This window comes from Citrobacter sp. MGH103, from assembly GCF_001034475.2.
In the GTDB taxonomy this organism is placed as follows: Bacteria; Pseudomonadota; Gammaproteobacteria; order Enterobacterales; family Enterobacteriaceae; genus Citrobacter; species Citrobacter freundii.
This window is the reverse complement of record NZ_CP073044.1, coordinates 87287-101753: the sequence shown is the minus strand read 5'-3', so window position 1 is coordinate 101753 and position 14467 is coordinate 87287. Positions and strand designations below refer to the sequence as shown.

At 61.9% G+C, this 14467-nt stretch carries 13 protein-coding genes; 11 read left to right on the top strand and 2 right to left on the bottom strand.

From position 1 onward, the window contains the following. The first annotated feature begins 291 nt into the window (after window positions 1-291). The 3 genes from SK33_RS24185 (at window position 292) to radC (ending at window position 3413) form a co-directional block, all read left to right on the top strand. Window positions 292-1491, top strand: coding sequence for a tyrosine-type recombinase/integrase (locus SK33_RS24185; RefSeq protein WP_014603550.1), 1200 nt, complete (start codon window positions 292-294; stop codon window positions 1489-1491). Further along, a complete protein-coding gene (locus tag SK33_RS24180) occupies window positions 1488-2552 on the top strand; it encodes a PDDEXK nuclease domain-containing protein (RefSeq protein WP_016487843.1) in 1065 nt (354 codons plus the stop codon). Before SK33_RS24185 ends, SK33_RS24180 begins: the two co-directional genes overlap by 4 nt. A 351-nt stretch (window positions 2553-2903) precedes the next feature. Next, complete coding sequence (radC, locus tag SK33_RS24175; RefSeq protein WP_016487841.1) at window positions 2904-3413, top strand: RadC family protein; 510 nt, start codon at window positions 2904-2906, stop codon at window positions 3411-3413. A 66-nt stretch (window positions 3414-3479) separates the two neighbouring features. Here the strand turns inward: radC and SK33_RS24170 are convergent, their stop codons facing one another. Then, on the bottom strand, window positions 3480-5936 hold the full coding sequence (locus SK33_RS24170; protein ID WP_016487840.1) for an ATP-binding protein: 2457 nt from the start codon (window positions 5934-5936) through the stop codon (window positions 3480-3482). Between the two features lie 392 nt (window positions 5937-6328). Here SK33_RS24170 and SK33_RS24165 point away from each other — a divergent pair, with 392 nt between their 5' ends. The 4 genes from SK33_RS24165 to SK33_RS24150 all read left to right on the top strand — a co-directional run bounded on the left by SK33_RS24165 (window position 6329) and on the right by SK33_RS24150 (window position 10662). After that, a complete protein-coding gene (locus tag SK33_RS24165; protein WP_003092327.1) occupies window positions 6329-7156 on the top strand; it encodes a DUF932 domain-containing protein in 828 nt (275 codons plus the stop codon). Between the two features lie 80 nt (window positions 7157-7236). Then, complete coding sequence (locus SK33_RS24160; protein WP_006379606.1) at window positions 7237-9306, top strand: ParB/RepB/Spo0J family partition protein; 2070 nt, start codon at window positions 7237-7239, stop codon at window positions 9304-9306. Window positions 9307-9367: 61 nt separating this feature from the next. Further along, window positions 9368-9577, top strand: coding sequence for a hypothetical protein (locus SK33_RS24155; RefSeq protein WP_016487839.1), 210 nt, complete (start codon window positions 9368-9370; stop codon window positions 9575-9577). Window positions 9578-10347: 770 nt separating this feature from the next. Next, window positions 10348-10662: a DUF736 domain-containing protein gene (locus tag SK33_RS24150; protein WP_001273857.1), complete on the top strand. Its 315-nt coding sequence runs from the start codon at window positions 10348-10350 to the stop codon at window positions 10660-10662. 312 nt (window positions 10663-10974) lie between these two features. On the opposite strand, the gene SK33_RS24145 is transcribed toward SK33_RS24150, so the two are convergent. After that, window positions 10975-11268, bottom strand: coding sequence for a helix-turn-helix domain-containing protein (locus tag SK33_RS24145; protein WP_006379425.1), 294 nt, complete (start codon window positions 11266-11268; stop codon window positions 10975-10977). Window positions 11269-11555: 287 nt separating this feature from the next. Between SK33_RS24145 and SK33_RS24140 the strand changes: the two genes are divergently transcribed. The 4 genes from SK33_RS24140 to SK33_RS24125 all read left to right on the top strand — a co-directional run bounded on the left by SK33_RS24140 (window position 11556) and on the right by SK33_RS24125 (window position 14284). Next, window positions 11556-11903, top strand: coding sequence for a DUF2958 domain-containing protein (locus tag SK33_RS24140; protein ID WP_016487838.1), 348 nt, complete (start codon window positions 11556-11558; stop codon window positions 11901-11903). A gap of 342 nt (window positions 11904-12245) precedes the next feature. Then, on the top strand, window positions 12246-13016 hold the full coding sequence (locus SK33_RS24135; RefSeq protein WP_006379424.1) for a DUF2285 domain-containing protein: 771 nt from the start codon (window positions 12246-12248) through the stop codon (window positions 13014-13016). A gap of 111 nt (window positions 13017-13127) precedes the next feature. Then, window positions 13128-13412: a helix-turn-helix transcriptional regulator gene (locus SK33_RS24130; protein ID WP_001247107.1), complete on the top strand. Its 285-nt coding sequence runs from the start codon at window positions 13128-13130 to the stop codon at window positions 13410-13412. 14 nt (window positions 13413-13426) lie between these two features. Then, on the top strand, window positions 13427-14284 hold the full coding sequence (locus tag SK33_RS24125; protein WP_003092315.1) for a replication initiator protein A: 858 nt from the start codon (window positions 13427-13429) through the stop codon (window positions 14282-14284). The last annotated feature ends 183 nt before the right edge of the window (window positions 14285-14467 follow it).

Sequence of the window (14467 nt, the reverse complement as noted above, 5' to 3'; positions counted from 1 at the left end):
GCAAAAGTACAGTATCCCAATCTTATGTGGATTTGTTCCGGGAATCTAATTTTTTTTGCAACTATTTGACGTATAACTCCGGCTCGTTGCTGAACTGGCGGGCCCCCTTTTTTTGTTTCACGATGACTCCAGCCCGGTAGTTCGCTGGACTGCGACGTAGCCCGATACAACAGGTTTATCAATAGCTTACGCGCGTCCATCATATGCCGGTGCTTTCTGAAACTTGACCCGGTTCTCCCTCGCGCCGCTCCTATCTGGCTCCTGGAATCCGGGTCGTTCCAAGGAGTCATCATGGCAAAGATCAAGCTCACCAAGACCGCCGTAGAGTCGGCGCAACCCCAGGCGAAGGACATCGAACTACGGGATACCGTCGTGCCCGGCTTCCTTTGCAAGATTACCCCGACGGGACGCCGGGTGTTCATGCTCCAGTACCGCACGAACTCTGGCCAGCCCCGCAAGCCCTCGCTGGGACTCTACGGGGAGCTAACCGTCGAACAGGCGCGGGTCAAAGCGCAGGACTGGCTGGCCGAGGTTCGCCGGGGTGGTGATCCCGGCGGTGCCAAGGCCGAGGCGCGCAAGGCGCCCACGATGGCCGAGTTGTGCAAAAAGTTCATGGAGGACTACTCCAAGAAGCGCAACAAGGTCAGCACGCAGGACGGCTACCAGGGCGTCATCGACCGCAACATCATCCCGCTGCTGGGCCGCAAGAAGGTGCATGACGTGAAGCGGCCCGACATTGCGGGGCTCATGGAAAAGCTGGCCTACAAGCCGACCGAGGCCAACAAGACCTTCGGCGTGCTGCGCAAGATGTTCAACTTGGCCGAAGTCTGGGGCTTCCGCCCGGACGGTACGAATCCGTGCCGCCACGTCCCGATGTACCCGCCGGGCAAGGAAACCCGGCTCATCGTGGACGAGGAAATGGTGCGGATCTTCCGCCAGTTGGAGAAACTGGAGGCGGAGGGGCTGGAGAACTACGTCATCCCGTTGGCGATCCGGCTGCAATTCGAGTTTGCGGCGCGGCGCTCCGAAATCTGCCCGCTCGAATGGAGCTGGCTGGACTTCGAGAACCGGCGCGTGGTGTGGCCCGACAGCAAGGTTGGCGGCATTTCCAAGCCCATGAGCGAGGAAGCCTATCGGCTGCTTTCGACGGCGCCGCGTCTGGAAGGCTGCCCTTACGTCCTGCCGTCGCCGAACGACCCGGCCAAGCACCTGACCTTTGGCGAGCACTATGGCGGCTGGTGCCGGACGCTCAAGGCCGCCAGCGTGCCGCACGTAGGCACGCACGGCATCCGTCATCGCTCGACCACCGACATTGCCAATTCCGGTGTGCCGACCAAAGTGGGAATGAAGCTGACGGGCCACAAGACCGTGGCGATGTTCATGCACTACGTCCACACCGAGGACAAGCCGGTGCGCGAGGCGGCCGAGCTGGTGGCCAGCCGCCGCCAAGCCATCACGGGCGCGCGGCAGCTTGCGGAGGCGGTGGCATGAACGGGCGCCGGCCATCAGCAGCATCGCTCGCAGCGCCCGCGGCGCTGCTGGGCGACATTCGGGCACTGATCGAGGCGGCGCGCAAGCGCGCCGCCTCGACGGTGAATAGCGAGCTTACGATGCTCTACTGGCGCATCGGCCAACGCATCCACACGCAGGTCTTGGACAGGCGCCGGGGCGCCTACGGCAAGGAAGTTCTGCCCACCTTGGCTGCGCAGTTGGTGGAGGAGTACGGCAGCAGCTTTGCAGAGCAGAACTTGCGCCGCATGGTGCAGTTCGCCGCCACCTTCCCCGACGAGCGAATTCTCGTATCACTGATACGAGAATTGAGCTGGACGCACTTCATCGCCCTGATGCCGCTGAAAGACCCGCTCCAGCGGGACTACTACGCACAGATGGCCAGCACCCAACGCTGGAGCGTGCGGACGCTGCGCGAGCGTATCGACTCGATGCTGTACGAGCGCACGGCGCTTTCCCAAAAGCCGGAAGAAACCATAGCGCAGGAGTTGGCGACCCTGCGCGATGCGCAGCGCATGTCGCCGGCCCTGGTCATGCGCGACCCGTACATCCTCGACTTCCTGGGCCTGCGGGACACTTGGCAGGAAGGCGACTTGGAAGCGGCGATCATCCGTGAAATGGAGTCCTTCCTGCTGGAGCTGGGCGCGGGCTTCTCATTCGTCGCCCGGCAGAAGCGCATTCCGATCGACGACGAGGATTTCCACCTTGACCTTCTGTTCTACAACCGCAAGCTGCGGCGGCTGGTTGCGGTGGAGTTGAAGGTAGGTGACTTCAAGGCGGCCTACAAAGGGCAGATGGAGCTTTACCTTCGGTGGCTAGACAAGCACGAACGGGAGCCGGAGGAAGCCTCGCCGCTCGGGATCATCCTTTGCACCGGCAAGAAGCGCGAGCAGATCGAATTGCTGGAGCTGGACAAGTCCGGCATCCACGTTGCCGAGTATCTGACCGCCTTGCCGCCGAGGGGCGTGCTGGTGGAGCGGCTGCAACAGGCAACGCAACGGGCGCAGTTGCAAATCGAGCAGCGCAAGACGGACAACGAGTAGTCCTGTCCCAAGCAGTCGGGCGTCCCGGCGTGCCGCCGTCGCGCTGTCGTGCTGCGCATCGAGCTTCGCTGCGCGAGTCTCGCCCCTGTCGGGCTTCCATCACTGACGCCTCCGTCCCGGCTCGTTGATCCGGGCCTGCGCGCTCCGCTTGCCAAAAATCGACTCTGTGCAGTGGGCGGGTGTGGGCGGTCTTGCTGTTCCCTTCACCGTATCACGGCGTTCTCGCCGTCAAGGGCGGCGCGCGCCATGCGCGCTTGCGTCCTGGCGGCCGTCTGCGACCCCTGACTGCTTGCGCTGCGCCGTGCTGCCGCCGGTTCCGGGCAATTCCGCCCGAGCAACCGGAGCACGATCATGTCGCAACTGTCCTTTCCCTCGTTCGATTCCTGTCTGCTGGTGCGCGACGCGCACGGGCGCTATCTACCGGCATCGGCCGACGACATTCTGGAAGCTGCGCGCCAGGTCATTGACCGGAAAATGCAGCGCGGAGCAGAGTTCACTTCGCCGGCGGCGGTCAAGGAATACTTGCGTACAAAGTTGGCCAGCTTCGAGCATGAGGTGTTCGTAGTGCTGTTCATGGATACGCGCCATCGTCTGATCGAATACAGGGAGATGTTCCACGGCACTATTGACGGTGCGTCGGTGTATCCGCGCGAAGTGGTCAAGGAGGCGCTGCGGCTCAATGCGGCGGCGGTCGTCGTTTCGCACAACCATCCGAGCGGAAACCCCGAGCCGAGCGCGGCTGACCGGGCGCTGACCCAGCGGCTCAAGGAAGCGTTGGGTCTGGTGGACGTGCGCGTGCTCGATCACATCATCGTTGCGGGCAACGAAACGGCATCGTTCGCCGAGCATGGGCTGATCTAGCCCAAGGGGCTTCGGCCCCTTTTTGCTGCGCCTGGTGGCATAGCTATGGCCCTCGCGGCCTGATGCTCAGGCCGTCGCAACCTGAATCATCTCGTCGTAATGTTTCTTGTCCACCTCTTCCAGCCACTGGAAGATGTTCCCGATGACGCTGTGGCTTTCGCCTGCCAAGTTTTCTGCGGATTCCTCTGTTATCTCAATAACGTCGCTATGTGAATACTTATTGATAAAGCGGTAGATTTTTTCTTTAAGCTCTGGTGTCGTGATGGTGCAATCTTTTAGGCCAGCCTCCATCAATTGACTAATGTCGCTTCGCCGCCTTGGATATTTGAAGGTAAAAAACGATTCAACAAGCTTTCGGGCGAGGTTGGCGGTCAAGAACGCCTCATCTCGATTGAGTGTCGTGTGCGCCCTATATTCGTAAAGCTTCTTGAAGATATAGTGGTACTCGGAACCGTAGTTCTTGAGTGAGTCGTCGGCATCCACAAGTAGGGAGTGACGAGGGGAGCCAGGTGGCGCATCCAGGCGATAAAAGAAGCAATTCTCGGCGTTGCCTTTTTTGACTCGATTCCTATTGGTGCCAGTGAACCAGTCTCTCACTAGCTTAAAGTAAGTGAAGTTGTGAGTCAGCACAAAAAGTTGCTTGGCTTCAGTGCATTGCGTTCTCAAAAACGAGTAGGCGTGAAACAAGTGATTAGAATCAAAGCTTGAGACCGGATCGTCAACGACGACGATCGTATCCTTGATGTTATTTCCATTTTCTTTGAGCTTCGTGATGAAATAGACAAATGCAATCGCAGTCTTCTCACCTTCGCTCAAATTCCCATCGTGCTCACCAACCCCGTTTCTGATGATCTCATAGCCTTTCTTCTTCTGATTGAAGTTCAGGCAAAGCTCAGAGCGGCCAATGAAGCGATGCAGGATGTCATTGAACTCCTTTGCCCCGACCGTTTCATTCGAGAGCGCCGCTTCTATGGCTCCGACCTCTAGACTAATTTTTTCAATTTCCTTATGGTCGTTCTTTGCTTCTGACTCAAGGTCATTGCACTTCTTCTCACTTCCAGCATAGTCAAACTCTTGCACCTCAGCCGCAGCAAAGTGAAGCTCCAGTGCCACCTTGCTTTTTGAGGTCTCAGATTTGAAATTTGAAGTCTTATTGTTGTGCTTTCCAACGAGAGCAACAATCGACTTCAGGATGTCATTGAAATTGGTGACATCGTCTTCAACCACATCCGAGATCTGAATGTCTGTCTTCCCAGGGTCTGTGATCTTGGCCTTCAGGGCTTCCCGCCAGGCGTCCATTTGCTGGTCGATCTTTTCAGCAGCAGTTGCGTAGTCCTTTTGAAGCTTTTCTGCCTCGGCCGATAGTTCTTTATAAAACTCGGTCGATGCGGGAAACTGATTAGCTGGAGCGCCTTGAGATTCAATCCATGTCGCCGCATTCTGAAGTCGGCTCTGAAACTCCGTGAACTCCTTGCTGAAGTGGGCAGCAAGCGCCTCGGCACGAAGCTGGGCGAACGGAGAGCCGCAGAACTCGCAGGATTGCGAGTCGTGGTTTTTATGGATTTCCAAGCCTGCTTGAACCCATTCGCGGATGTCCGGGTTATCGGTAAGCCGCTGGATTGCTTGATTGACCGCCGTAGTCCCAATCAAATCTCTGATGCGGCCCGCCGCTTTCTTAAAGTAGTCCGGCTCAATGGCCGTTGAGGCGAAAGCAATGCTTGGAAGCTGATCTGGCTTGGCGGCATTCGTAAGGTCGATAACCCTCTCATCTGGAAGAACCGACTCCGCCTTGATAATTGTCTCGCCGTTATTCTGTATGAAGTTGGAGAGCTTGCGGCGGTCGTAATTCAAGTAATAACTGTCGCTCGTATCAATCGCCTGAAGTCCAAGCTTCATTTTCTTGGCAGCATTGGTCAGGAACTTCTCTAATGCCTCACGCTGCTTCTTGATATCGCTTTGCTTGTCGTCGTGAGCCTTCTTTTTCGACTGAAGCTCGCTCTTCAGCTTCTCCAGCTTCTGCAAGTCATCAATCTTCTCTTTCGCAATAAGAAGGATGCTCTTTACGGATTTGTCCCAATCAATGTTCTCATGCACGAAGCGTTGATTGAAAACATGAATATTCAATTGGGATGAGTGGAGTGTGGATTCCGTGATCGTTGAGCCATCCTCCAGAACTACTGAAAATTGGCCCGTGCTGAAGCGGGGAACCATCGAGCGAAGCTCAAAGCAAGAGAATAGATTCGATAACGTTGACTTGCCTGTTCCATTCCAACCATAGACCAGGTTGTACCGGCCGAACTTTTGGATCTTCGTTCCATTGAAGTCGCTGAAGATTCCGAACTGTTTGAGGCGGTTGATGCAGACAATCATCTCTAGATCTCCGTGTTCTTGCTTTCCCATCATTAGCTTGCGAAACAAATGGTAAACGAAGAGTCCTCTTGCGTCTCCGCTTCGCGGATCGCGCTGCTCCAGGTTCGCTAGTCGCTCATCCCTGGCGGGACTGGCTTCGCCAGCCTTCCGCATCGCTGACGCCTACGGCCCGGCTTCCAGCTTCGGGCCTGCGCGCTTCGCTTGCGTGCGGTCAGCACAAAGGGATGGCCGTTGCCTTGTCCAGCCGTCTCCCCTGACTTCATCACCTTACCCGCGACCGTAGCCCGCGCCCGTGTGCCGTCAAGGCGCGCAGGGCCGTGTCCTCGGCTGCGCCTGCGGGCCGCACCCACCCTGCGCTTGGCTCCTTGACGGCCCCCGTCCGCGCGCTCCTTTGGCCGCGGGCGATGAACTCAGGAAAGACGGTGGCAACAGGGCCAACCGGGTTCCTCGTGCCGACCGCACCAAACAGCCGAAAGGCTGGGCTCCGAATCTAGAAATCCGGTGTGCGGTGTGAACAGCAAACCTCTTTTGTCAGGAGAAAGACCATGCAACTCGCATCCCGTTTCGCTTTCCGCTCCCCCTCGCTGCGCAGCGATTACCCGCTGTCCGACGACCAGATTCACCGCGTGGCCCCGTCCATCTTCGCGGATGCCCCGCACGAGAGCCGTTCGCAGCGGTACGCCTATATCCCCACCGCCGCCGTGCTGACCGAGCTTCGCAAAGAAGGCTTCCAGCCTTTCATGGTGACGCAAACCCGCGTGCGCGACGAAGGCAAGCGCGAGCACACCAAACACATGATTCGCTTGCGCCATGCCAGCCAGATCAACGGCGCGGAGGCCAACGAAATCGTGCTGCTGAACTCGCACGACGGCACCAGCAGCTATCAGATGCTGGCCGGAATGTTCCGGTTCGTGTGCAGCAATGGCCTTGTTTGCGGCAACACCGTGGCCGATGTGCGAGTGCCCCATAAAGGCGACGTGGCCGGTCTGGTCATTGAGGGCGCTTACGAAGTCTTGAGCGGTTTCGATCGGGTGAAGGAATCGCGCGATGCCATGCGCGGCATCACCTTGGACGATGGCGAATCCGAAGTGTTCGCCCGCGCCGCGCTCGCCCTCAAGTACGACGACCCCGACAAGCCCGCGCCCATCACGGAATCGCAAATCCTGATGCCGCGCCGCTTCGACGACCGCCGCCCCGACCTGTGGAGCGTGTTCAACCGCACCCAAGAAAACCTGACCCAAGGCGGGCTGCGTGGCCGCAGCGCCAACGGGCGCCGACAGCAAACCCGCCCGGTGCAGGGCATCGACCAAAACATCCGACTGAATCGCGCCCTCTGGCTGCTGGCCGATGGCATGCGCCAGTTGAAAGCCTGAATCCCCACGCGGCAGGGGCAGGCAGCAGCCCTTGTCGCTTTCTTCGCTGCTGCATTCCTGAACCGATAGGAGTTATCACCATGAACGCCGTTACCCAAACCGAAGCCCGCGCCATCAACACCGCCGCCGCTATCCCGCTGGAAGCCGCTGACCCGACCAAGAACCTGATTCTGGTTCCGCTGTCGCGGCTGGTGTCGCGCCCCACTGGCCGCAACGTGCGCAAGACCCCGCGCATGTCCATTCCCGAACTCGCCGCCAGCATCCAGCGTGTCGGCCTGCTGCAAAACCTCATCGTGATTGCCGCCGCCGACGGCGAGCATTACGAAGTCGTGGCCGGTGGCCGTCGCCTCGCAGCGTTGAAGCTGCTGGCGAAGAAGCACCGCATCAGCAAGGAATGGGAGGTGCCTTGCCTGCAGGTGGCCGATGGCACCGCACGCACGGCCAGCCTGACCGAGAACGTGCAGCGCGAAGCCATGCACCCCGCCGACCAGTTCGAGGCGTTCGCCGCGCTGGTGGCCGAAGGCCGCAGCATCGAGGATATCGCAGCGGATTTTTCCGTCACGCCGCTGGTGGTGCAGCGCCGCTTGAAACTCGCCAACGTCTCGCCGCGCCTGCTGGCCGACTATCGCGCCGAGGCCGTGAGCCTTGACCAGTTGATGGCCCTTGCCATCACCGACGACCACGCCGCGCAGGAAGCCGCGTTCTACGATGCGCCGACATGGCAGCGCAGCCCGCACAACCTGCGCGACCGTCTGACCGAACGCGAAATCGACGCCTACCGGCATCCGCTGGTGCGCTTTGTCGGGCTGGACGGCTACGAGCAGGAAGGCGGTGGCATCCGCCGCGACCTGTTCGCGGAGGGCGACAAAGGCGTGTATCTGACCGATGCCGCACTGCTGGAACGGCTGGCGCAGGACAAGCTGGCAGGTATCGCCGCCAAGGTGCAGGCCGAGGGCTGGGCGTGGGTGGATGCCACGCCGGGCATGACCCATGCCGATCTGCAAGCCTTCCAGCGTGCGCCAAGGGAACGCCGCAGTCCGAACAAGCGCGACGCGCAGCGCATCGAGAAGCTGCAAACCAAGCTGCACGAACTGGCCGAAGCCGTGGATGCCGCGCTGGACGACGAAGACGAAGAAAAGGCCGATGCCTTGCAGGAAGAAGGCGAACGCCTGGGCGAGCAGTTGCAGGCGCTGGAAGAAGGCTTGCTGGACTATGCGGCCAATGTGAAGGCCGCAGCCGGTGCCATCGTCACCATCGACCGCGACGGGCAGGCCGCGATTCATCGCGGGCTGCTGCGCGAAGCCGAAGCCAAGGCGCTGCGCACGCTGGAACGACTGCGGCAGGGTTTCGGCAGCGAAGGCGAAGCCGCAAACGAGGACGAAGGCGAGGACGACGAGCAGCCCAAGACCGCCACCATGTCCGACCGACTGGCGCAGCGGTTGAGCGCGCACCGTACCGCCGCGCTGCAAATCGAAGTGGCCCGGCATCCGCAAGCCGCGCTGGCCGCCGTGGTGCATGGCATGGTGCAGACCGTCTTGCAGGAAAGCCACTACGGCCACGACCTGCCGCTGGGCGTGCGCCTCACGGTGCAAGACCGGCTGGAAGGCATGGCCCCGGACTGGCCGGAATCACCCGCCGCCGTGGCGCTGCGCGAACTGCAACAGGTGGCAGGCGAAACCTTGCCGGAGGACAGCGCCGAACTGTTCGCCGCGCTGCTGGCGAAATCACAGGATGAACTGGTGCGGCTGCTGGCCGTGTGCTTAGCTTCCACGGTGGACGTGGTGACGCCTCGCGCCACGCCGCACCAGCCCGGCGCGGAACTGGCGCAGGCCGTGGGGCTGGATATGGCCGCGTGGTGGCAGCCCACCAATGAGGGTTACTTCCGGCATGTGCCGAAGGCCGCGATTCTGGAAGCCGTTGGCGGGTTCGCGCCCTCGCACGTCACCCGACTGGCGAAGTTGAAGAAGGGCGACATTGCCAGCGAAGCCGAACGGCTCGCCGCTGGCACCGGCTGGATGCCCGCCATCTTCCGCACCGAAGGCCCGCAGCAGGCCGGGCAGGACGCGCCGGCGGATGGCGAAGCCGAAGCACAGGAAGAAGCGGCCGCCGTGGCGGATGTCCAGCCGCAGGCCGAGGCTTTGGCCGCGTGACTTCGCACCGTAGATAGCGCCCCGGTTCCGGCCGGGGCGCTTCATATTGAGGATGCCTGCCATGACCCACCAACCCGCAAACCGCCCCCGTATGGCTGCGACCTATGCCTCCGGCACGGTGCGCGCCCGCCGCTGGCACGGCGACGGCGACGTGCGCGGCTACCGTCCGCCGCGTGGCTGGACGGCCCGCGCCGACCTGACCGATCTGCATCCCCTCACGGGCCGCGCCTTGCCGCGCGCCGTGTGGTGGATCATCGAAACCAAGAAATAACGAGCCGCACCGGCCCCAAGCCGTGCCGCCTTGGGGCCGGTGGTCGAAAACTCCGGGCGCGGCGGTGGCCGCGCCCGGTTTCACTGCTAAAAAAAAGCCCCATCGCCGCCTTCGGTCGGCGGCGATGGGGCCACGCACAAGGGCGCTCGTGCGCGAAATCCACGAAGCCAGCAAGTGTGGCGGCGCATCGCGCCGCCAACGATTCGACCGAGCCCCGCCGCAATGGGCGGGGCTGGTGTGGCTACGCCCCGGCTTGCTGCGGCAGGTTGCACGAAAGCGTGCCGTCCCCGACGCTGGCGGTTCGTTGTCTGTACGTCACGAAAGACGGTTCACCGACACGCCGCCCAGCCTCGCTTCTATGGAGCTTCCACACCACGCCTCAGTATGTGGCCGTGAGCTGCGGCAGGGGCGCTCTGGCCTTGTCGTCGGGGCATTGACCTGGCCCGCGTCAGGGCGCAAGCCGGTGCAGCCGTCACGCGGGGATGCCGAGTTGGCCACGTCTCCATTCGGGAGCGGGCGGCCTGTGCGTCCTTGTCTTGTTGTGAATCCTGGCGGTGGCGCGGCTGCGCCTTGGGCTTCATGGCCGCAACCTTGCAGCGAAAACAATTTCCCCTGCGCTGCGCGCATTCCTCGCGGGACAAATTCTTTTCGCTTCCAGGTTCTCCACGTTGTTGCGACCGCTGCGCGGTGCGACCAGCCCATCCCCCGCCGGCCGGATCACAACAAGGACGCACTGGCGCGACCTTGTTCAACCCGAAAGGAGAAACATCATGGCTAACATCGGCACCTTCACCGCAGAGAAAGACGGCTTCACCGGCACGCTTCGCACCCTGACGCTCAACGTCAAGGTCAAGCTGGTTCCCAACGACAAGGGCGACACCGAGAACGCCCCCGACTTCCACCTGCAAGCGGCTGGCCACGAAGTCGGCGCAGCGTGGAAGAAGACCAGCGAGGCCGGGCGGGAATACCTGTCCGTATCCATCGACGACCCTTCGTTCCCGGCGACGGTCTATGCCCGCCTGATCGAGAACGAGGACGGCACGCACGACCTGATCTGGTCGCGCAACAAGCCGAAGGCGGCCTGACAGCCGCTTACCGCGTCCCGCCCACTGCGGCGGGGCGCGATGCTGCTGATCGCAGCACCGCACGCGCAGGATTTCTGCTGCTGCCGCGTGCTGGATACGCCCGTCACCGCGGGCCTGCATGCGTGCCTTGTGGCTCGCAATCCGTGTCAACGAGCGGTGTGTGGCGTGTCGGCGCTGTAAGCGCCGCCGGGCTTTCGGGCTTCGCCCCGTGCCGGCAAGCCGTCACGGCCATCCGGCTTCAATCCCTCACGCCTTCGCGCCTGCGGCGCTGCGCGCTCCGCTTGCTGCAATTCAGTACCACACGCCAACGCGCTACGGCGTGTCGGGCTCTTCCAATATCGCCCTGAGTTCCTGGCGCACCTGTGCCAGCAATTCATCAGCTTCGCGGGTGCTGTCACCGGCATAAGCCAATGTGAGCAGCGTGAGCGGATGCACTTCCATGACCTCGCACAGATCGGCCAGCTTCTGGATGGTTGGGCTTTTCAGGTCGCGCTCCAGCGTGCTCATGTAGGTGCGACTGGACACGTTGGAGAACGCTTCCTGGCTCAAACCACGCGCCTTCCTTACCGTCCGAATCGCCGCTGCCAATGAGTTCTTCGCTGCCACCTATGGTTTCCCCAAAAAACCAAGATGACAGCCCATTGCGCCCTATAGGACTACAATCTATAGTGTTCATTTGGTGGTGATGTTTTCCTTTTCCGTGCTTTTACGGAGATCCGCATCTGCGGATTTCCTCAGACCCAGGGAACCGCGTCCGTGTCTTTCCTGACTTCCACCAATACGCCTTCGTGCCTCTCCGCTTTTGCGGCTTCGTGCGCTTGCGCATACGTGCATCCGTCCGCAGGCACAGATGCGCCTCGGCGATTGCGTGTGTTCGTGGAAGGGGCGCGGCCTTGACCACGCTTGTCACCGAGGAAGACCGGGTGCACCTACTGGCCCACGGCCTCACCCGCGCCGCAGGCCAGGAATGTGACCCGCTGCCCGTGGTGCGCCTGTTCACACCGGACGCACATGCGACCTGGCTATTGGCCGCGCTCGATCCGACCGATGGCGATACGGCCTACGGCCTGATCGACCTCGGGATCGGGATGCCTGCCCTGGCGACGGTGAAGCTGTCCGATCTGGCGTCCATCGTCGGGCCGCTCAAGCAGCCCGTGATACGAGATCGGTACTTCCAGCCGACGCGGCCGCTGTCGGAATACGTTCGACTGGCTCAGGAAAACGGTTCGATCACCGATTGACGCATTCCAGCGCGACCAGGCAAAAAGTATCGCATTGTGACTATTTCGGTCTTAGCCAAGACCTGGCAAGTCTTGATCCGCATGCTTGCACCAGGGTGGTGCGCTCCTGACCAAAACAGTCATGATGCCAGGCGCGAGATTCGGCACGGTGTTCAATGCTGCACCCCATTTCCGGGCGGTGCAGTCGTCGCATTTAGACGATTTCGGCAATGCACTGGAGCGAATCTGTCTTGACACCAGCAGTTAAAGCGTAACCCGAGTTTGATGACCACTTGATGGCGATTCGATAGCTCCCGCACAGCGGAATTGTGGCGACGTTCCCAGAAACAGGGAGGTTTCGCCATGACTGACCGCAGCAGCCAACACTGGTATCCCACGGCCGCGTATCTCTACACGCTGCACCTCGATGGCCCAGCGCTGGCTTGGGAGTATTTGCGCAGGAATGCAAGCTACCGGCGCGACTGGCTACGCCGGCGTCGCAAGCCAGATGCGGCGCAGGCCTGGGGCCTGCGCCTGCTGGAAGATCCCGGCCTGGATGCGCGCGATGCACATCCTGCTTGGTTCCCCGATCACGACGGCGTGGTGCAGCTATACCCCGACGCCGACCCACCACCCGATGCGCATACCTTCGAGTTCTGGCGCATTCCTGGGCGCAAGCAACTGACCCACGACGGCAAGCGCCTGGTGCTTGTATCGCATTGGCCAGGCTGCTGCGTTCGGCTCGCACTCGCACCCGACCTAGAAGATGGCTCGGCCTATCTCTACGCCACACGCGCCTGCGCCACGCCCTGTGCGCGCTACCGCACGCTCGCTGCGAAGCTGGATGCGCTATCTGCCGCAACCGTGGCCGCGCCTGTGGCAACAGCCCGCTCTCGCCCCACGCCCGCCGCGCTGCTGGAACTGCATACCTTGCAAGCGCTCGACGCGACCCTCGCGGGAGCCTCTTTGCGCGAAGTGGCCGAAGGTCTGTTCGGCGCGGATGCCGTCGCGGCCGACTGGCACAAAGACAGTGCATTGCGTGCCCGCGTGCGGCGGCTGGTACGCCGCGGCGATGAGCTGATGCACGGCGGCTACCGCCGACTAGCGCAGCTTCCAATGTTCCCGTCGCATTAGGGGGGACGTTTCTCGACCCGTGCGAATCGTCCCTTAGCAAGAAGCCTTGCTTTCTTGAGAGTGCCTCTATCCGGCCGCGTGGTGTGGCCGGGCTTGATGGAGGTACATCCCATGCGACCTGCTCCCTCGCGGCCTGCCGCCGCTGCCGTCACTGCGACCTCGCAGCCTCAACGCTACCTGACAAACGACGAAGCCGCCGACTACCTGCGGCTGTCGCCGCGCACGCTGGAGAAGCAGCGGGTGATCGGCGGCGGCCCCAAGTTCCGCAAGTTCGGCCGCCGCGTCATGTACGCGGTGTCCGACCTCGATGCCTGGGCCGACCAGCGCAGCTACGAGGCCACGTCCGATCCCGAATACGCCGAGCGCCACGCGGGCGACTACCGTGATGGCCGCTGATCGTCGGCGCGTGGGTGGCCTTCGCCATGTCCAGCCCGCCAGGGCAAGCCTTGCCGCAGCGCGAACAGCTCGATCTGTTCCGAGCGCTGCCGGGCGACATGGCGCCACGCGATTCCCAGGACTTGATGGCCTTTCCGTTCTTCTCGCTTGCCAAGTCGCGGCGCACGGCGCCGATCGACTTCCGCAGCGGGAACGTCACCATTCGCGTGGAAGGCACGCAGGAGCACGGCATCGCAACGATATGGGATGCCGACGTGCTGATATGGGCCGCCTCGCAGATCGTGGAGGCGCGCGACGCGGGCCTGCGCCCGTCGCGCTGGATACGCGCCACGCCTTACGAGATTTTGCGCTTCATCGGGCGCGGCACGTCCCTCAACGACTACCAGCGCCTGAAGGCCGCCCTCGACCGGCTGCAATCGACCACGGTGGCCACGTCCATCCGCGAAACCACGGGAAGGCGCTTGCATCGCTTCTCGTGGATCAACGAGTGGAAGGAACTCGCCGACGCCAGCGGCACCCCGCTGGGCATCGAGCTGATCTTGCCGGACTGGTTCTATGCCGGCGTGCTCGACGCCGCCCTGGTGCTGACCATCGACCCGGCCTATTTCCGCTTGAAAGGCGGTATCGAACGCTGGCTGTACCGCCTGGTGCGCAAGCATGGCGGGCGGCAGGAGCACGGCTGGCAATTCGACTTCCGACACCTGTACCGCAAATCCGGCAGCGCGGCCCGCTTCTCGGACTTCGCCTACGACGTGCGCGCCCTGGTGGCGCGGCAGTCGTTGCCCGGCTACGTCCTCGGCATCGAGCGGATGCCGGACGACAACACCGAGCTGCTGACCTTCCGGCCCGTGCCGCACGCGGCACGGGGATAACTGCGGGAGAACCTGTGGACGGCCTCGTGCTATCAGGAGTACCGGGTATCGTGCTATCAGGAGTACGACCCTCGTGCTATCAGGAGTACGAAAACGCCGGAAAGCCAACAACGGCGCGGGTTTGCGTTCCCTCTAACTTACCTAACAAGAAATACATAACTTTTAGTAGAAGCGCGCCGTTTC

Bases quoted from the DNA above. Each gene is read 5' to 3' on its own strand.
- SK33_RS24185 (WP_014603550.1), top strand. From the start codon at position 292: ATGGCAAAGATCAAGCTCACCAAGACCGCCGTAGAGTCGGCGCAACCC.
- SK33_RS24180 (WP_016487843.1), top strand. From the start codon at position 1,488: ATGAACGGGCGCCGGCCATCAGCAGCATCGCTCGCAGCGCCCGCGGCG.
- radC (WP_016487841.1), top strand. From the start codon at position 2,904: ATGTCGCAACTGTCCTTTCCCTCGTTCGATTCCTGTCTGCTGGTGCGC.
- SK33_RS24170 (WP_016487840.1), bottom strand. From the start codon at position 5,936: ATGCGGAAGGCTGGCGAAGCCAGTCCCGCCAGGGATGAGCGACTAGCG.
- SK33_RS24165 (WP_003092327.1), top strand. From the start codon at position 6,329: ATGCAACTCGCATCCCGTTTCGCTTTCCGCTCCCCCTCGCTGCGCAGC.
- SK33_RS24160 (WP_006379606.1), top strand. From the start codon at position 7,237: ATGAACGCCGTTACCCAAACCGAAGCCCGCGCCATCAACACCGCCGCC.
- SK33_RS24155 (WP_016487839.1), top strand. From the start codon at position 9,368: ATGACCCACCAACCCGCAAACCGCCCCCGTATGGCTGCGACCTATGCC.
- SK33_RS24150 (WP_001273857.1), top strand. From the start codon at position 10,348: ATGGCTAACATCGGCACCTTCACCGCAGAGAAAGACGGCTTCACCGGC.
- SK33_RS24135 (WP_006379424.1), top strand. From the start codon at position 12,246: ATGACTGACCGCAGCAGCCAACACTGGTATCCCACGGCCGCGTATCTC.
- SK33_RS24130 (WP_001247107.1), top strand. From the start codon at position 13,128: ATGCGACCTGCTCCCTCGCGGCCTGCCGCCGCTGCCGTCACTGCGACC.